This is a genomic window from Devosia sp. Root436 (assembly GCF_001426345.1).
Lineage (GTDB): Bacteria > Pseudomonadota > Alphaproteobacteria > Rhizobiales > Devosiaceae > Devosia.
In genome coordinates, this window is record NZ_LMEM01000012.1 from 159,341 (window position 1) to 176,674 (window position 17,334).

The window sequence follows — 17,334 nt, forward strand, 5'->3', positions numbered from 1 at the left end:
TCCGCGATGTATGTGACCGTACTTCCCACCAGACCGCCCTTGTTTCGGCCGGGTGGCTCGCCCGCATCTCAGGATGATGCCGACAGGATGCGATATTATCGCTACGGTCGTGATGCCCTGTTTGTGGGCTTGGAAATGCTGGGCCTGGGCCCCGATTGCGAAGTCCTCCTGCCCGCCTCCCTGTGCGAGGTCGTGCTGCTGGCCTTCATGAAGCGCGGGATCCGCCTACGATATTATGGCCTGAACGCCGGATTCGAACCGTCGGTCGATGAGCTTGAATCCAGACTCGGACCACGGACCCGCGCCATCTACGTGAACCATTTTCTGGGCCGGCCAACCGAAATGAGGGCGGTCCGAGCCCTGTGCGACCGGCGTGGAATCGCCCTGATCGAGGACTGCGCCCATGCCTATGGCGCGACGAGCGACGGCGGACCTGTCGGAACGGTGGGCGACATCGCCATATTCAGTTATAGGAAGTTTCTACCCATCGCCGATGGGGGCGGGCTGCGCGTCAACAGCATCGAACTACCGCTTCCGGAAGCGCTTCCGGTACGGACCGGCACCGCTGGATGGGCAGGTGCCAAGGCCGCGATTGCCTGGGCCGGAGGCATAGGCCTGCTGCCGCTGGCGACCATCCAGCGCTGGCGCGGCACCGTCGAATCCTATCTCGACCCGCAAGACAACCTTGATGCTGGCGGCTGGATCCCTCCAGCCGGTATTTCCGCGGAAAGCCAGGTGGCCATACGTGCCGCCGATATGCAGGAAGTCACGGCAAACCGGCGGGACAATTATCGCCTCTGGACGCAAGTCATCGCCGGAATCAAGGGCCCGCGACCGGTGTTTCCGGATCTGGCGGATGGACAAAGTCCGTTCTGCTTTCCCATACTGGTCGAACAGCGGGACGATTTCGTCAGGGCAATGTCCAGGCACGGATTCTATCTCGAACCCACTGTCGCGCCGCCCTACCGGCGGATCGAGACCCTGGAAAATCCCACCGAGCCCTTTCCCGAAATGCAGACGGTTGCCGATCATCTGGTGAGTCTGCCCGTCCATCAATCGCTGACCGGACGGCAACGGGATCGGCTGGCGGGCGCAATTTCGGCATTTTTTCGCTGAGATGCCTGCTAGGCAGGCCGGGTTTCAGCAGGAAACAGCGGAATCTGCCGTATCCCTTTGCGCGCCGGCTCCTCAATGAAGTTGAATACGAGCCGGGCGCCCAGGATGGTCCCAACAGCAGCACAGCCACCAACGGGCCGCGGCAATGTTTCGTCTTCGTCCATCGGTTCCTACATTCCGGCAATGGCGTGGCGTCACGAGCATTGGAGGGAATATACCAGATTGGTTTGGCTGACCAATCTGTCGCCAGCACGGATGCGGCATTGCGTTGCGGTGGCGTTCCAGTCAAGAAGTGCCAGACATCGATCCGGGACTGCCCGCCGAGCCAGGAAATGTGATGAGCTTCTTTCGCAATACCGCCGTCTTCATGGGAAGCCGCACGATATATTCCCTGTTGGTGATGTTGGTTGGCGTGCTGACCGCCAGGTGGTTGGGTGTTGATGAGCGAGGACATTATGCGATCTTCTTTGCGTTGACAGGCTTGCTCTCCAACGCCATCAACCTAGGCATCGCGCCGTCAAATACTTACTTCCTGAACCGGGAAAACCAGCCCCTCGACGTCATTTTCAGCAATAGCGCAATCTTCGTCCTCGGCGTTGCGGTGGTGCTGGCCACGGTATGTGTCGGCGGCGCCTTTTTCTTTCCCCTTTCGATCGGCGTTGGCGAAGACTTCGCCTGGGGCGCCCTGTGGCTGGGGGGTGTTTCGATCGTCATCGACATCGTTTTTTCGGGCATCGTGCTGGGCAGGCAGCTTTATTGGCTGCAGTCGATAGCCGTGATCGTCAATGCCGTGCTGCTGTTGCTGGCGACCCTGGCCATCCTGCTGTTCGATGGCATGCTGGTCTGGGCGATAGGACTGCGGGTGGTTGCCCTCGCCATCTTCGCCCTGGGACTGATGCTTGCGCTATGGTGGCAGGTCCGCCCGCTGACATTTGCGCCGTCATTGCCGGTGCTGCGGGCGCAGTTGGGCTACGGCGTCAAGAACTGGTTCCAGAACCTCGTTGGCCTGGTCAACTACCGAGGTTACCTGCTCGGCGTGGGCGCGTTTTTCGGACCGGCCGCGGCGGCGTACTTCTCCGTCGCGATGCTCCTCGTCGAGGCAACGCGGTTTGTCCCCGAAACCGTGGGCACGATGCTGCTGCCCAAGCTGGTGAGCACAGAGGGTCGTGAGGCGAGCGCCGCATTCGCCGCACGAACCGCGCGCAATACGTTCTTCCTTGCCATCCTCACGGTGGCAGTCCTGTTGCTGATCACGCCCCTGCTCATCGTCTACGTCTTCGGCAGCGACTACGAGCCCTCCATCGTCGCGGCCGAAATCATGCTGATCGGGTCGCTGGGCGGATTTTTCTACCAGATACTGACCCGCTATTTCAGCAGCGAGGCCAAGCAGCGCTATACGATCTACAGCGCCCTGGCGTCACTGGCAGTCGGCGGGCTGCTCGCTGTCGCGCTTGTGCCCACGCTCGGGTTCAGCGGCGCGGCCATCGCCTTTGCCTGCGGCCAGTTGCTCTCAGGCGGATTGATGCTCTACTTCTTCAATCGCGTCACCGGCGTTCCTATTCGGCAGTGCCTGGTCATCGACCGGACCGACCTGGAATTCTTCGGCAACCTCATCCGCCGCGTAGCCCGCCGCTAGACGGCCTAGCTGGTCTCGCGGCCGCCGGCGTTCCAGACCAGCAATCGCACCAGTCGCGCGGTTTCCTCCAGCGACTTGTCGGTATCGACTTCGACCTGTCGCGAACCGGCAAACTGAATGGCCTTGGCCAGCTCGAAGCGCTGCCGGATGAAACCCTCCGGCTCGGGCCGCTGCCGTTCGGCATTGCGCGAAAGCGCCAGATCAAGCGGCGCGATCACCTTCACCACCAAGTCGGGCTGCGGCAGGCCGGAATAATTCCTGCGCTCCCAGCGGGAAAGCATGCGCGTCAGGCCCGAATTCGGGACGATTCGCGCACCGTCCATGCCTCCAATGGCCTGGGACGGATAGCGGTCCGTGATGACGATGGTGCCGTTCAACATGCGCCGCGTGTTCTTCATCACCCACCGCCGGCGATCTATCGAGTCGAGCCAGCAGACGATCGGATGCGGCAGGTTTGCCGCAACACGCTGCTCCTGCCCCGCTTGGGCCCCGCTACCGCCGCGGACCAGTCCGCGGAGCCGGGTACGCAGCGCAATGGCCCACCACACTGGCCGGGTACGCCAAGATTTTGGCGGTTTGCCGACGTGAATATGAGCCAGATCGAACTGGCGACCCAGCCATTTTGCCACATCGCGCGACAAGGTGGACTTGCCGCTCGCTTCCGATCCCACGAACGCAACGAGCATGCCGCCGGGGAACAGCGATCGGTCCTTGACGTCGATCCGCAGCTTGCCGCGAATGATTGCCAGACCAAACATGATGCTGCGCGCCAGCGACGCGGGTACGGAGGGCATGACGGTGGTCTTGATGCAGCGCCGAATTTTCATCCCGAGCCGAACCCGCTTTGCCAGCGAACTGCTTTCGCTCGTAAGGGTATCGAGACAGTCGTCGAAGAGATCGACCGGAATTTGCGGAAGCCATCGCTCCACAAGCGCACGCATGCCCGCACGATCTGCCCGCTGCATGAGCCAGGCGATTTCTGCTTTGATATTGTCGATGTCGCGCAGGAAGAGGAAATGTTCGATCAGCGACGGCTGCTCGATGAACTTGCGCAGGACGAACAGCACCATGTCTGCATTGGCCGATGGAATATAGACATTGGCGGCGCCGACCGGCTGCGCGCTTTCCAGAAAGGCCCGTTCCAGCGGAATCCAGTGATTCTTGAGAATGGAGCCACCGGTGACCAGGCGGAAATAGACATGCAGGTGGACCAGCAGGCCCGTCGCCGGATCTGGCCCGTAATAGTGAAATACAAACGGCGCGGCGGCCAGGCCGCGATCGGTCGCCAGCCTGAACCCCGCCTCGGCGACGACGGCCGCAAAACGTTCCTTGTCCTGCATGGCCACAAGCAGGTCGAGGTCGTCAACGCCGCTGAGAGCTGGCTCGAGGTTATTATTGCTCTTGAAGTGGCAGTAGCGGATGCCCCGGGATTCGATGTCGCGAAAGAGCTGAATAATAAAGTCGTTCATCCGGCGTATATCCATCCTCGGTCAGCGGGTCGGCGTACTCAATACAGTTTCCTCGGCGGGAGGCGAAGCCTATTTGGAGGCACCGGCAAGTGACGATGCGATATCGTCAGCCAGTTGCGACACGGCCTGCCCGACATCCTGAATATCGGATCGCCAGAGCTGCATGGGCTGGCTGGCCGGTGCCGCCGCCATCAGCTCAAACAAACCCCACGCATTGCGGACAAAGCTCTCCAGCTGCCCAGGAGCCTTGATGCGCGGCGACAGATCTCCCCGCCTCATCAGGCGCTCGACAAGCACCTGTGGTTCGGCAGTCACGATCATTAGCAGGTCGGGAGACGGCAGCAGGGCCATGAAGCGGTGAACGTCGTCACGCGTCGCGACGCTATGGGCAGACATCAGCAGATTGTGGGCGACATGCACAAGCCCCTCGTCCACCACGACCGCAAAGTCTCTAAACCGGCGCCGGTCGAGATAGGTCCGGATGCCGGCTTTGCGGATAATGCTGCGGAAGATCGCGAGCTTTTCCCGTGGGTCCTCCGGCAGCTGCCAAAGCCGGGTGACGATAAAGGCTGCGAGCGCCGGATGCCGCAGGAACAGCGCGATGGCCCAGGGCAGCATCCGCAAGTCAGTCTTCCAGTTCTGGCCTTCCACTTCGCTCAGACCAGCCGGTATCGCGGGGCAATTGTTGAGGGCAGCGCTGTGTACGCAGCCGTTTGGGATGCCTCGTTGCTCGAGTTCGACGATGAGCTGGCGGATGCAGGTGGTCTTGCCGACACCGCTCGGACCGCTGAACTCGATGATCATCACGTCAGCTTTCGTGCGATCACATAGATGACGCGATAATTGTGGTCACGCCTGTCCGCCGGCAAGGGCACTGGGGCATCGGAACTGGGCACCATATCCTCGACCCGATCCGGCAATGGCACGCCCGGTTGCTGTCCCTTGGCACGCAGACGGCGCCAGAGCGGCAATCCGCCGGGCAGAAGCAGGGTCATGCGTTTGATGCTGTCTTTGGCAAAGGCCCGCAGCCGCCGCCGCCCCAAACTGCCCTCCGCGGGAAAGGCGCCCAGGAATTCGGCATGAAAACCCGCCTCGCGCAGATGCCGGTCCAACTCCGGAATCGAATAATATCGGGTCGTCTGCGGCGACGGCCAGAACCCCGGCACGTCCCTGTTGCTGGTGCAAAAGAAGAGCACGCCCTCGGGCGCCAGGACAGTTTGGGCCTGCCTGAGGAATATATCGAGCTCCAGGTAGTAGATCATGGCCAGGGCCACCAGCAGATCGAAGCTGGCCGGCGCGAATGGCAGGTCGTGGGCATCGATATGGCGGATCGGCACCTGCTCGCCAAACCGCTCGCGCAGCAAGGCTAGGTTTTCGGCACTGAAATCACCTGCGATGATCTCGCTGGCGCGGGTTTGCAGATATCCCAGCCCCAGCCCGCTGCCGCTGCCGATTTCAAGCACGCGCCGACCTGCTGCCAGCCTGCCGGCCAGTTCATAGCGATCCCGTATGATCATCTGGGTGTCGAGTGGAAAGGGTTGCCCGGGGCGCTCCGTTTCCTCGTGCATTATCGCCGATACCTCGGCAGCCGACGACGCTTTCAAATGAATGTTCCCGATGCTGGTCATATGGCTTGGCGGCCGGGCTTTCAGGGTTGTTTTCGGAGGTAGAAAACCTCGATGAGGCGATTATTCGTCAGTCTTTGATAGAGCCTTGCGGCCATCGACAGCAATGGAACCGCAGCTGTGGTGCGGAGCCAGGGCGGGACACGTTTGACGAGATGCGGCATGAAGGGACCAACCGCAGTAACCCCCTGCAGCCGGGCTGCCGCACGCCTGAAATCAATGCTCGGATAATCCATCCCGCCGCCGGTTTGGGCATGGGCGATGATCATGATGCCACCAGGCTTCAGACTGGCAATGTAGCCGTCCATCATTTCGTCCTGGATCGCCGCATCGTTGATGCGGGACATCGGGTGAGCCTCGCGGGCCAGGATCAGGTCGAAGCTGTCCGGCGCTGCAAAGCTGGCAGGCCGGGACGCGTCACCAACGATATAGGAATTGGCGGGGAAATGCCGCTGCGCAAGGGCAATGGCGTCGGCATTCAGGTCGCAGCCCAGCGTGTCGAAGCCGAACTGGCGCAGGCAGTCGGTCATGTAGCCGGCGCCGCAACAGACATCGAGAGCACGCCCGCGGCTGGGCACGTCATCGAAATACAGCGATGCCACATCCATCATCATGCGAAGTTCGCGATCGCCTCCCGAGCGAATATTGTGGCGAACCAGCTCTTCCGTCTGCTCGCCGGCCAGGGCCTGGCGATAACGGACATCGGACCGATGGGTAAACTGCGTCCAGTCTGGATCAGGCTGATTCATGTCGTTGTTTCCGTGGCGCCGACGATCGACGAAGGGTAAGGCCCGTCAGGCGCGATTGGCAACTTCGAGCAGGCGCCGGCGTGCGGCCTCCACATCGTTGGCTGCAAGGTCATTTTGCAAGGCGTCGATGACGTCACCCAGTTCGGTTCGACTCAATGTGGGCTCGTGGGCTCGCATCACCCGCGGATGGGCGGTGAGGTCGGCATTGCCCGAGCCGATCAGCAGCTCCTCGTAGAGCTTCTCCCCCTCGCGCAGGCCCGTCACCTTGATCTCGATATCCCCGTGAGGATTGGCCTCGTCCCGGACGGTTTGCCCGCTCATGTGGATCATGTTGCGGGCAAGATCGTAGATCTTGATCGGTTCGCCCATTTCCAGGACGAATATCTCGCCGCCGACCGCCATGCTGCCCGCCTGGATAACCAGCGCCACCGCTTCGGGTATGGACATGAAATAGCGCGTCACCTCCCGATGCGTCAGGGTAACCGGACCACCAGCGGCAATCTGCTCACGAAACAGCGGAATGACCGAGCCCGACGACCCCAGCACATTGCCGAAGCGAACGGCACAGAACATGCGGCCCTGCAGGCGCGCCGTTTCGCTGGCTTCCTGCACCAGCAACTCGGCCCATCGCTTGGTGGCGCCCATCACATTGGTAGGCCTTACGGCCTTGTCGGTGGAAATCAGTACGAAGGTTTTCACCGCCGCCGCCAGGCAGGCGTCTACCAGTGTCTGGGTACCCAGGACATTGTTGCGCGCCGCTTCCAGGACATTATTTTCGACCAGTGGCACATGCTTGTGCGCGGCCGCATGATACACGGTGTCGATGGCAAACTCCGCAAACAGCCTGTCCAGCAGGCGCCGGTCTCCGATGGAGCCCAGCCGCGCCACCACTTCACATTCGGGCGCCAGCGCCCGCAGGTTTCTGTCGATCTGATAGAGCGCGGCCTCACTGCATTCCAGCAGGATAAGCCGCTCGGGGCGCAGCCGGACGATATGCCGGCAGAGTTCGGAGCCAATCGAGCCTCCGGCGCCAGTGACCAGAACCTGCTTGCCGGTAATGCGGCGCTCGAGAAGATCGGCATCGGGCACAACCGGCTCGCGCCCCAGCAGGTCGGTTATTTCAACCTGCCGAACCAGGTTCACCAGATGCCTTCCCGACGCGATATCCGCGAGGGGCGGCAGTATCCTGACCGTAACCGGGAAACGTTCCAGGCTCTCGAGCTTGGCGCGCCGCTTGTCCACCGCCTGCCCGTCCACCGTGACGATAACCTCGGCGACCTCGTAATGCTCGATCAGCTCGTCCAGATCGTCGGGGCCATAGACGCGGAGGCCCGCAACGTCGCGCCCATGCAACATGCGATCGTCATCGATGAAGGCCACGGCACGCAATTCAGGGGAATTATGCAGCGCAAAGGCAAGCTGATTCCCTCCCGAACCAGCTCCGTAGATCAGGATCGGCCGGCCCAGCATGCTGTCCTTGGACAGCCACCGAATGAGATCGCGGGCGGCGAAGCGGGATCCCATGATGCCCACCAGCGCCAGGGGCCAGAAGATATAGGGAACCGACCGCGGCATGAAGATCGGCACCGGCGACGGGGCAAGGAAAGCAATGAAAGCCCATGCGAGCGTCACGACCGATACCGCCTGGCAGGTGGTCCAGACGGCACGCTCCCCCATGTAGCGAATAACGGATCGATAGAGCCCGAATCTCAGGAAAACCGGAACCGCGATGATCGGCAGGATGGCAAGAGCAATGAGTTCGGAAAACCCGAATTCGAGGACTAAATTATACCTCAGCAGGTAGGCAGCAGATGCGGCGATCAACAGAATAACGACGTCGGCAAACACCATGATCAGCTGCTTGTACCAGCGGGGCAAGGTGATGATCGTTTTGGCGAGCCTCTGCATGGACCTCATTTTCCAACCGAATATGACGCCATTGCGGACTCGGCAATTGCATGCTCCTGCCTGTCGGCGGGAGACATCGGCCGCATTTGCTCTGGCTGGATCATTGCAATTATGACAATCGTATTACGTTTGGCAGCAAACAGCATATTTTTGGCCGGCTATCAATCTAGTGATTCAAACAGTTGGGGGTTGACCGCCCTAGCCAGTTCACTAACAGGTTTCCCACCTGTAAGAACACACTCAACTTTATGGCGGTTCGCGCTGAATAACACCGAAAAACCGGCAACTTGCAGCGGGGAAAAGTGTTCACATCAATTGCCTTAGTCATCGTTTCCGGTGTCTTTGCCTTCGCGATAGCTCTTCTTGTCAAAAGCAACGCCGCCCGGCTGACACTGGTACAACAGGCCAATCACCGATCATCCCATGTTTTGCCGACACCCACCGGTGGGGGCATCGGCATGGCAATTTCCGTGAGTTGCTGTGGCATTGCATTGGCGATAGGACAGCCCCATACCGGTATGGCCATTGCCATTGCATTGTCGGTCCTGATTGCAATCATTGGACTGCTTGACGACCTGTGGGAACTGCCACGTCGCGTCCGCCTGCTTGGCCATCTTGTGTTCAGCGCCATCCTGATACTGACGACCGGCGACTTGCCCGTCATGGAGCCTGTCCCCAGCGTGAGTATTGCCGGTCCGGCGCTGGTCATCTTGCTGGTTTTTCTGGGCGCCTGGTGGATCAACGTCTTCAATTTCATGGATGGAATTGATGGTCTGGCCGCCTCGCAGGGCGTGTTTATGGCAGTAGGCGCCTGCATCATCGCAGCCCTGGTTCGGCCGGAGGTCGTAGACAGCAGTCTCTGGGTCTGGCTGCTGTGCATCGGCGCGGCCGCCGCGGGCTTTCTGCTGCTCAACTGGCCACCCGCAAAAATCTTCATGGGAGATGCCGGCAGCACCTTCCTCGGCTACGTGGTTTTTGCGGTGGCGATCCTGTCCATCAAGGCGGGCTGGATGTCCTACGCCGCCTGGGCGATATTGGCTGCTCTGTTCATCGTCGATACCAGTACGACCCTGATACGCAGGATGGTGCGGCGAGAACGGTTTCTCTCCGCCCATCGCCAGCATATCTACCAGCGCCTGTCTCGCCACTATGGCCGGCATCAGCCGGTTACGCTGCTTTTCTGGGGCGCCAATCTTGTCTGGGTCGCCCCTTTGGCATGGCTGTCAATGCGCTATCCCGCGTGGCAGTGGGGCGCCACGCTGGCCTGCTACCTGCCCCTGATCGCTCTGGCTTTGCTGTTGCGCCGGGTCGGCGGCGACGACCGCTAGTCGGCCTGGTGCCAGACCCGGCGTTTGACGAAACCCGTATAGCTGAGAATGATCCTGACGATCTTGTCCGACACGTTTTCAGGCTCGTAATCCGCCACCATGCGCAGCTCGCGCCGGTCGCCCCTCGCCTGATCGTCAAGCACGCGCAAGGCCTGCGAAATTCGGTCGAGGTCCAGCCCTACCAGCATCACAGATGCCTCCTCGAACCCCTCTGGCCGCTCGTGAACCTCACGCAGGTTCAGGGCCGGGAAGTTGAGAATGGAAGACTCCTCGGTAATCGTGCCGCTGTCCGAGAGCACGGCGCGAGCGCCCATCTGTAGCCGCACATAATCCAGGAAGCCGAAAGGCTTGTGGAAGTACACATTAGGGGCATCGCCCAGATTGAGTGCATCCAGCCGCTGGCGTGTCCGCGGATGCGTCGAAACCACAATCGGCAGGCCGTGTTGATCCGCCAGGCTAGACAGAATGCCATGCAGCTTTCGCAGGCTGTCCGGCCGATCGACCGTTTCTTCCCGATGGGCGCTGACGACGAAATAGTTCCGCTCCCGCAGGCCCAACCGCTCAAGCACATCCGACCGGTCGATGGCCGGACGATAATGGGCAAGAACCTCGCGCATCGGACTGCCGGTCTTGATGACCTGATCGGCCGGAAACCCTTCAGCCAGCAGATAGTCGCGCGCAATGCTGCTATAGGTCAGGTTGATGTCGGAGATATGATCGACAATCTTGCGATTGATCTCTTCGGGCACCCGGAAATCGAAGCAGCGATTGCCCGCTTCCATATGAAATATCGCCACTTTGCGGCGCTTGGCCGAGATCGCGGCCAGACAGCTATTGGTGTCGCCAAGCAGAAGCAACGCATCCGGCTTATGTTCGGCCAACGCAACGTCGGCCCCCATGATGACCTGTCCGATGGTTGCTGCGGCCGTATCACCCGCCGCATTGAGGAACACGTCCGGCCGCCGGATTCCGAGCTCTTCGAAAAAAATCTCGTTGAGCTCATAGTCATAGTTCTGGCCGGTATGGACCAGGCAATGATCGGTATATCTGTCGAGCTTCTCAATGACGCGCGACAGCCGGATAATTTCCGGCCGCGTGCCGACAATCGTCATAACCTTGATCTTAGGCATCCAGCGCCTCGCGAACCGCGTCGAGCTTGAGCAGGGTCTGTTTGATCTGGTCGATATTGAGGCGGGTCGTGTTGTGGGATGTGTAGTCGTCCTGCGCAGAAATGGTGGTCTCGCCGGACACGAAATACTTGTCGTAGTTCAGATCGCGGCTATCCGCAGAAATGCGGAAATAGGCGCCCATATCGTCGGCTCGCGCCATTTCTTCGCGTGACACCAGCGATTCAAACAACTTTTCGCCGTGGCGCGTGCCGATGATCTTGATTTCGGTCTTCGCCTCGAAGAGTTCGATCAGGGCACGGGCCAGGTCGCCCACAGTGGAGGCTGGCGCCTTCTGCACGAAGATATCGCCGGGCCGGGCGTGGCCGAACGCATAGAGTACCAGATCGACCGATTCCTGCAAGGACATCAGGAAGCGGGTCATATTCTCGTCGGTAATTGTCAGCGGCCGGCCCTTCTTGATCTGGTCCATGAACAGGGGAATGACTGAGCCGCGCGATGCCATGACATTGCCGTATCGCGTGGCGCAAAGCACCGTCTTGTCTGGGTCGCATTGGCGGGACTTCGCCATCATGACCTTTTCCATCATCGCCTTGGACATACCCATCGCGTTGATCGGATATACGGCCTTGTCCGTACTCAGCAGCACGCAGCGGCTGACCCCCAGATCGACAGCCGCCCGCATGACGTTTTCGGCGCCAAGCACGTTGGTCTTGATGGCTTCCATGGGGTAGAATTCGCAGCTGGGCACCTGCTTCAGTGCCGCGGCATGGAAGATGAAATCGACCCCGCGCGTCGCATCGTGCACGCTGTCATAATCGCGAACGTCGCCGATGTAGAATTTCAGGCGATCATTGTTGAATGCGATACGCAGGTCTTCCTGCTTCTTCTCATCCCGACTGAAGACGCGGATCTCGGCGAGATCGGAATCGAGCAGGTGACGCAGCACGGCCTGTCCGAAAGATCCCGTGCCTCCCGTGACCAGCAAGACCTTGTCGTGAAAGATGTCCATCCTAAGCCCTCTAGGTCGCGCTGCTAAGGCCAAAGTCCCGCATGCCGGCGCAGAGTTGTGGCCAGCTCGGTGCAACATAGCCAGTTCGATCGCGGAAACGCTCGTAGTTCAGCGAACGATCTATGACCAGGTTATCGTCGGGGACGATTTCGATGGATTTGTCATAGAGGTCGCGGATGATAGTGAGCAAGCTATACTTGTCGATCGGCTCGGACGCCACGTGATAGACTCCTGTCATATCTGGATTTGGCAGGACATGGTCGCGAATGACCCGCGCCAGTTCGTCAGTGGGCAGGCCGGAAAATATGGCCCGAGTGAAGCCTTTGCAGCGCCCTTCCTGAGCAAGGAACCATTCCACCAGACCATTGCGGCTGTCCAGTTCACGACCGATGATGGACGTTCGCAGCGTTATGGCATTGGGATAATCCACCTCGCCCAGAAACTTCGAACGCCCGTAGAGGTCGTTTGCATTGGAAGTATCGGTTTCGCGATACCCCCCCTTCTGACCATCATAAACGCAGTCGGTGCTGATATGGATCAGGCGAGCGCCCTGCAAGGCAGATAGCCGGGCCAGCCGATGCGGCAGCAGGGCGTTGATCGGCAAAGCCTGCAACGGATCGTTGGCCGCGCCGATCTGCTTGACCAGGCCGACGCAGTTGATGACCACTGCCGGGCGCACCGCACGCAGCAGCTCCACCAGCGCATCGTGGTTTTCGACATCGACCCCCACTGTCACCCGGGCCTGCAGGTGCGGCGCCAGCAGCCGGGCGGCACGGGCCGATCGCACGGTGCCCGTAACCGCAAGGCCGTCGCTCTCGGCCAGCACGCGCAACACGGCACTGCCCAGCATGCCGGAGGCACCGAGGACCAATACCGGCACACCTTGGCTAATCTCTTCCGTCACTGTCTTTCCCCCCTGATGCAGTTCCCAGCGTCCGCGCGAAGTGTGATCTGAGCTTGGCGCCAAGCGCCTCGGGCTCATAATGCTGTCGATGATAGGCCCTGCCGCTCTCGCCCATGGCAAGGCGCGCCTCTGGGGACTGTCCCCGCAGGTCGAGAATGCACTGTGCCAATGCTTCGGCGTCGTCTGCCGGGCATGTCACGCCCGCGCCGGATTCAGCGATGATTCTGGCGCCCTCCCCATTCATCGAGGCGATAATGGGCCGCCCGGCCGACAGATAGCTTTGCACCTTGCTGGGAACAGTCATGTTGAGGATCGGGTAATCGGCCAGGCTGACCAGCAGGGCCGAGGCCTGCGCCAGTATGCCCGGCATCGTTTCTGGTGGGAACCGCCCGGCAAACACCACATTGCGCAGCCCCAGCTCGTTCACCCGTTGACGAAGAGCCTCTGCCAGTGCGCCGTCGCCGACCAGCACCAGCCGTATGTCCTCCTCGCCGCGCAGCTTTTCGGCCGCCTCGACAAGGGTCATCATGCCCTGGGCCTTGCCCATATTGCCGGCAAATACAACGTTGAAACCAGGATCGAGCCGATAGGCAGGCGCGCTGTCATCCAGCCCGTCGAATGTCTCGCCCGGATTGGGATGATAAGCGATCGGCACTGTCCCGGCCATAGGGCGTATGGCGGTGACAAAGGCCTCCGACTGCCCCAGGATCAGGTCGGCCCGCCGATAAATCCAGCGGACAACGCTGCCAACCAGGTTCAGTACCGTCTTGTTCCTGACATAGCCCGTGGCCTCCAGGCTCTCCGGCCAAAGATCCTGGACCCACAAGACCAGGCGGGCTCTCTTGAGCCATTTCAGGACAATGGCGGGAATAGCCTGAAGAATAGGCGATGTTCCATAGACGAATATCAGATCGAATTTCCGCCCGAACAGAAAAAATGGTCCAAGCAGGCAACCTGCTACGACGAAAGACAGATAATTTGCGATGAGTTGACGCGCGCGACCAGTTCCTCGTGGCAATTCCGGAACACGGACAATTGAATATCCTTCAGGGTGAATTTCAACGCCAGCACCAAACGAACTATATCCGGCATAGGTAATGCCAGCGGGATAGTTGGGCTGGCCCGCCAATACGGTTACCTCGCATCCCTGTTTTATCAGTGATGAGACCACTTGGTTTATTCGAAAGGATTCGGGCCAAAAATGTTGGCTCACCACCAGAATTCTCAACACATCGTTCCTTCATGTCCGTGCGCCGTATATTTTTCATTCCGATTGCGGTCAACTCGAACAGTCACAAATCGGCATCCGGCCTATCAACCTGGCTGGCTTGCCCCCTGCCCCATCATGGGCTAGCGCTCATCGTTCCTCGCCTCGGAGCAACGCTTGCCGTTCAATTTTGCCCGCCTGATGCTCCTCACAGCCCTGGTTGCCGCGATATTGCCGCCCGGTTACGCGGCGTATATCGGCGCCTACATGGCCCTGGCAGCGGCGCTCCTGGCGCTTCTGATCTATGGATGGGCGGAACGGTCAGTGTTCGCTCACCCGACATCCCTCGCCATCCTCGCTGCCATTCTGCTCGTGGGCGCCGCCATACCCTTTGTCTATCGCGGCGAGGCTGACCTGCTGGCCCCTGTCCTGCTGCTGCCCATGCTCGGCACCATAGGCCTGGGCACGCTGGCCAGACCGGCAAACACCATCCCTGGCGCAACCACCTTCGGCCTCATCTGTCTTGGCGCTGCGGCAATCGCGCTTACCGGCGGGCTCTATGAGCATTTCGTCCTCGGTGCCTATAGGCCGGGCCTGGGTAACAATCCGATCCACTATGGGACGCTTGCGGCAATGTCGGGATGCCTGGCCATGATTGGCGTGGTCGCCGGCGTGTCGCCCTGGCGCTATCTCTTTCTCCTCGGCCCTGTTTTTGGCCTGGCTGCTACCATCGTTTCCGGCTCGCGCGGCCCTATGATGGGTGCGCTGGCAATGACCGGGATTGGCATTGCCATCCTGGCGATCTGGCTATGGCGCGAACGGCTGTTTCAGCTCGCCATGCTCGCCGGCATCGCCGTTGGCGCCGCGACCACCGTCTATCTGCTTGGCAGTGAGAATATGCGGGTCGCAGGCCTTTTCGACAGCGCCCTTGATGTCTTCCGTTTCACGGGAGGCTCAGACGATATCCGCGCGGCGCTCTATACATCGGCACTACAAATCCTCAGGGACTCCCCCATTGTCGGCGTGGGCCTGGGGCAGATCATGGTCACGGCCGAAACCATGTTTCCGGAACTCGTGATCAAGGCCGCACTGGACAATCTTCATGCAGATTGGGCCAATTTCGCGGCCATGGCTGGCGGGCTGGGCGTAGTCGCCTATCTGCTCCTGCTGTCCGCGCCGCTGCTGCTGCTTGCCTCGCCAAAGGCCAGGAAGGATCGCCCCCTGGTGCTGGGCGCCATAGTGCTGACGACAGGCCAACTCACCTTCGGGGTCAGCAACGCCACCTTCGGAATTTTGCCACAGACCGTAATCTACGCCGTGGCACTGGGCTATTTGCTGGTCCGCGCTCGCCATATCGAACCGGCGGCGTAAACGCAGCAAGCCCCCCGCCCCAGGGTGAAAAGGAAAAGCCCAGCGAATTCCGGATATCCGGCCTTAGCGGCCCATCCAACCACCATCTACTGTGAGGATTTCCCCATGGACGTAGTCGGAGGCTCGCGACGCAAGGAACAGGGCCGCTCCCTTCATATCGTCAGGCAGACCCCAGCGACCCGCCGGAATACGGTCCAGGATCGCCTGCGACCGCTGCGGATCATCCTGCAGGGCGCTGGTATTGTCGGTGCGAATATAGCCGGGCGCGATCGCGTTGACATTAACGTTGCGGGAGGCCCATTCGTTGGCCAGCGCCTTGGTCAGCTGGCCAATCCCGCCCTTGCTGGCGGCATAGCCCGGCACGTTGATGCCGCCCTGGAAGGTGAGCAGCGAGGCGGTGAAGATGATCTTGCCGCTGCCCCGTTCGATCATTTTCCGACCAATGGCCTGCGCCAGGACGAACTGCGCCGTCAGATCCGTTTCGATGACATGATCCCAGTCTGCTTCCGAATGCTGGGCAGCAGGCGCGCGACGGATGGTGCCAGCATTGCAGATCAGGATGTCGACGACCGGATCGGCGCTGACCCGCGCGGCAAAGTCGCGAACGGCCGTCCGGTCGGACAGATCGACCCGATGGCCGACAAAGCGCCGCCCGAGTGCCGTGACCCGTTGCTCGATTTCGCTGCCGGAAGACTCGAGCGACGCACTCGCACAGATGATGTCGGCTCCGGCCTCTGCCAGCGCCAGCGCCATCCCCATGCCGATGCCGCGGCGACCGCCGGTAACCAGCGCCGTCTTGCCGGTCAGGTTGAACAGATCGAGGACGCTCATGCCGCGCTCCCGCAATCGATGAGGGTCTTCATCGCGACGGGATTGTTGTCGAGTGCGTCGAATGCAGCCTGGATCTCGCGCAGGGGCCGGCGGTCAGTGATCAGGCCGTCGACATCGACCTTCCCCCCTTCCAGCAGGGCTATGGCCGCCTCGTAGTCCTCGGGCTCGTAGACGCGGGTGCCGATCAGCTGCAACTCGCGCCAGAAGAAGCGGAAGAGATCAACCGTGGGCTTGCGGGGGTGCATGGCCACCATCACGATGCGCCCGCGCGTGGCCGCAACCTCGGTCATCAGATCGACGCCGCCCTGGGAGCCTGACACCTCGAACACGACGTCGGCGCCCTTGTCTGCCGTCATGCGCGTGATTTCCCGCGACAAATCCGTCTTGGTTGGGTTGATTCCCGCGAGGCCGAGCGCGGCAATCTTGGCCAGCCGGTTCTCGTTGACCTCGCTGACCAATACCCTGGCACCTTTGTAGGCTGCCACCATTGCCACGAGGACGCCGATCGGGCCGCCGCCGATCACCAAGGCCATCTCTCCGGCAACCAGCCTGCTCATGCGGACGTCGTGACAGGCAACCGCCAGCGGCTCGATCAGCGCCGCCCGATCGAGAGGCATGTCGGCGGGCAGCACGTGGATCGTGTGGGCGGGCACGGTCCATTTCTGCTGGAAGGCGCCATCGGTGTCGAGGCCCAGGAACTTGAGGCGGTGACAGATATGGCTGAGGCCGGCGCGGCAGGCCGGGCAGGAGCCGCACGGATCAAGCGGACGCACGACGACGTTTTCGCCCACCGCTATGCCGAGCACATCCGCGCCGATTGCCGACACCCTGCCCGACATTTCGTGCCCGATGACGCGGTGCGTGCCGATACGCGCATCCATGTTGCCGTGGAATGCATGCAGGTCCGTGCCGCAGATACCGCAAAAGGCTACGTCGATCTGCACCTCGCCGGGGAGCGGGGCCCGTTCGGGGATTTGCTCGATCTCGAACCGGCGATCACCGCGATAAAAGGCTGCGGTATTGGTCATGTTATTCTCCGTATGAAATGTGG

16 protein-coding genes are annotated in these 17,334 nt (G+C 61.0%); 4 read left to right on the forward strand and 12 right to left on the reverse strand.

The annotated features are described in order from the left end of the window. Positions 1-6 precede the first annotated feature (6 nt). Positions 7-1,116, forward strand: a complete 1,110-nt coding sequence (locus tag ASD04_RS13765; RefSeq protein ID WP_082531227.1) for a DegT/DnrJ/EryC1/StrS family aminotransferase — start codon at positions 7-9, stop codon at positions 1,114-1,116. 8 nt (positions 1,117-1,124) lie between these two features. On the opposite strand, the gene ASD04_RS19465 is transcribed toward ASD04_RS13765, so the two are convergent. After that, complete coding sequence (locus ASD04_RS19465) at positions 1,125-1,280, reverse strand: hypothetical protein (RefSeq protein WP_156461252.1); 156 nt, start codon at positions 1,278-1,280, stop codon at positions 1,125-1,127. A gap of 104 nt (positions 1,281-1,384) precedes the next feature. On the opposite strand from ASD04_RS19465, the gene ASD04_RS13770 reads away from it, so the two are divergent. Continuing rightward, positions 1,385-2,752: a polysaccharide biosynthesis C-terminal domain-containing protein gene (locus tag ASD04_RS13770; protein WP_162245136.1), complete on the forward strand. Its 1,368-nt coding sequence runs from the start codon at positions 1,385-1,387 to the stop codon at positions 2,750-2,752. Positions 2,753-2,757: 5 nt separating this feature from the next. Here ASD04_RS13770 and ASD04_RS13775 read toward each other — a convergent pair whose 3' ends face one another. From ASD04_RS13775 to ASD04_RS13795, 5 genes are all read right to left on the reverse strand, one after another. Then, positions 2,758-4,221 carry a hypothetical protein gene (locus ASD04_RS13775; protein WP_056257994.1) on the reverse strand — a complete coding sequence of 488 codons (1,464 nt, stop codon included), beginning with the start codon at positions 4,219-4,221 and terminating at the stop codon, positions 2,758-2,760. Between the two features lie 69 nt (positions 4,222-4,290). Continuing rightward, positions 4,291-5,025, reverse strand: coding sequence for a hypothetical protein (locus tag ASD04_RS13780; protein ID WP_056257996.1), 735 nt, complete (start codon positions 5,023-5,025; stop codon positions 4,291-4,293). Then, positions 5,025-5,849: a class I SAM-dependent methyltransferase gene (locus ASD04_RS13785; RefSeq protein ID WP_056258001.1), complete on the reverse strand. Its 825-nt coding sequence runs from the start codon at positions 5,847-5,849 to the stop codon at positions 5,025-5,027. The genes ASD04_RS13780 and ASD04_RS13785 overlap by 1 nt, the downstream gene beginning before the upstream one ends. A gap of 20 nt (positions 5,850-5,869) precedes the next feature. Next, positions 5,870-6,595: a class I SAM-dependent methyltransferase gene (locus tag ASD04_RS13790; protein WP_056258004.1), complete on the reverse strand. Its 726-nt coding sequence runs from the start codon at positions 6,593-6,595 to the stop codon at positions 5,870-5,872. A gap of 45 nt (positions 6,596-6,640) precedes the next feature. Continuing rightward, positions 6,641-8,503, reverse strand: coding sequence for a nucleoside-diphosphate sugar epimerase/dehydratase (locus ASD04_RS13795; protein WP_162245137.1), 1,863 nt, complete (start codon positions 8,501-8,503; stop codon positions 6,641-6,643). Positions 8,504-8,805: 302 nt separating this feature from the next. Here ASD04_RS13795 and ASD04_RS13800 point away from each other — a divergent pair, with 302 nt between their 5' ends. After that, positions 8,806-9,831 carry a glycosyltransferase family 4 protein gene (locus tag ASD04_RS13800; protein ID WP_156461254.1) on the forward strand — a complete coding sequence of 342 codons (1,026 nt, stop codon included), beginning with the start codon at positions 8,806-8,808 and terminating at the stop codon, positions 9,829-9,831. Here ASD04_RS13800 and wecB read toward each other — a convergent pair. Genes wecB through ASD04_RS13820 form a run of 4 tightly spaced genes read right to left on the reverse strand, consistent with a single transcriptional unit; the run spans position 9,828 to position 14,102 of the window. Further along, on the reverse strand, positions 9,828-10,961 hold the full coding sequence (gene wecB / locus ASD04_RS13805) for a UDP-N-acetylglucosamine 2-epimerase (non-hydrolyzing) (protein ID WP_056258012.1): 1,134 nt from the start codon (positions 10,959-10,961) through the stop codon (positions 9,828-9,830). The genes ASD04_RS13800 and wecB overlap by 4 nt on opposite strands. Then, a complete protein-coding gene (locus ASD04_RS13810; RefSeq protein ID WP_056258463.1) occupies positions 10,954-11,964 on the reverse strand; it encodes a polysaccharide biosynthesis protein in 1,011 nt (336 codons plus the stop codon). Before ASD04_RS13810 ends, wecB begins: the two co-directional genes overlap by 8 nt. 16 nt (positions 11,965-11,980) lie before the next feature. After that, complete coding sequence (locus ASD04_RS13815; RefSeq protein WP_244488321.1) at positions 11,981-12,874, reverse strand: SDR family oxidoreductase; 894 nt, start codon at positions 12,872-12,874, stop codon at positions 11,981-11,983. Beyond that, positions 12,858-14,102, reverse strand: coding sequence for a glycosyltransferase family 4 protein (locus ASD04_RS13820; protein WP_082531229.1), 1,245 nt, complete (start codon positions 14,100-14,102; stop codon positions 12,858-12,860). Before ASD04_RS13820 ends, ASD04_RS13815 begins: the two co-directional genes overlap by 17 nt. A gap of 156 nt (positions 14,103-14,258) precedes the next feature. On the opposite strand from ASD04_RS13820, the gene ASD04_RS13825 reads away from it, so the two are divergent. After that, positions 14,259-15,452, forward strand: a complete 1,194-nt coding sequence (locus tag ASD04_RS13825) for an O-antigen ligase family protein (RefSeq protein ID WP_056258019.1) — start codon at positions 14,259-14,261, stop codon at positions 15,450-15,452. 63 nt (positions 15,453-15,515) lie between these two features. On the opposite strand, the gene ASD04_RS13830 is transcribed toward ASD04_RS13825, so the two are convergent. Both ASD04_RS13830 and ASD04_RS13835 read right to left on the reverse strand, forming a co-directional pair. Continuing rightward, the gene (locus ASD04_RS13830) at positions 15,516-16,283 is read right to left on the reverse strand and encodes an SDR family oxidoreductase (RefSeq protein ID WP_056258022.1); all 768 of its coding nucleotides are present in this window, start codon (positions 16,281-16,283) and stop codon (positions 15,516-15,518) included. Continuing rightward, the gene (locus ASD04_RS13835) at positions 16,280-17,311 is read right to left on the reverse strand and encodes an alcohol dehydrogenase catalytic domain-containing protein (RefSeq protein WP_056258025.1); all 1,032 of its coding nucleotides are present in this window, start codon (positions 17,309-17,311) and stop codon (positions 16,280-16,282) included. The genes ASD04_RS13830 and ASD04_RS13835 overlap by 4 nt, the downstream gene beginning before the upstream one ends. Positions 17,312-17,334 lie beyond the last annotated feature (23 nt).

Coding starts and splice junctions, on each gene's coding strand:
- ASD04_RS13790 (WP_056258004.1), bottom strand. CDS start 6,595: ATGAATCAGCCTGATCCAGACTGGACGCAGTTTACCCATCGGTCCGAT.
- ASD04_RS13835 (WP_056258025.1), bottom strand. CDS start 17,311: ATGACCAATACCGCAGCCTTTTATCGCGGTGATCGCCGGTTCGAGATC.
- ASD04_RS19465 (WP_156461252.1), bottom strand. CDS start 1,280: ATGGACGAAGACGAAACATTGCCGCGGCCCGTTGGTGGCTGTGCTGCT.
- ASD04_RS13795 (WP_162245137.1), bottom strand. CDS start 8,503: ATGCAGAGGCTCGCCAAAACGATCATCACCTTGCCCCGCTGGTACAAG.
- ASD04_RS13830 (WP_056258022.1), bottom strand. CDS start 16,283: ATGAGCGTCCTCGATCTGTTCAACCTGACCGGCAAGACGGCGCTGGTT.
- wecB (WP_056258012.1), bottom strand. CDS start 10,961: ATGCCTAAGATCAAGGTTATGACGATTGTCGGCACGCGGCCGGAAATT.
- ASD04_RS13785 (WP_056258001.1), bottom strand. CDS start 5,849: ATGACCAGCATCGGGAACATTCATTTGAAAGCGTCGTCGGCTGCCGAG.
- ASD04_RS13765 (WP_082531227.1), top strand. CDS start 7: ATGTATGTGACCGTACTTCCCACCAGACCGCCCTTGTTTCGGCCGGGT.
- ASD04_RS13775 (WP_056257994.1), bottom strand. CDS start 4,221: ATGAACGACTTTATTATTCAGCTCTTTCGCGACATCGAATCCCGGGGC.
- ASD04_RS13780 (WP_056257996.1), bottom strand. CDS start 5,025: ATGATCATCGAGTTCAGCGGTCCGAGCGGTGTCGGCAAGACCACCTGC.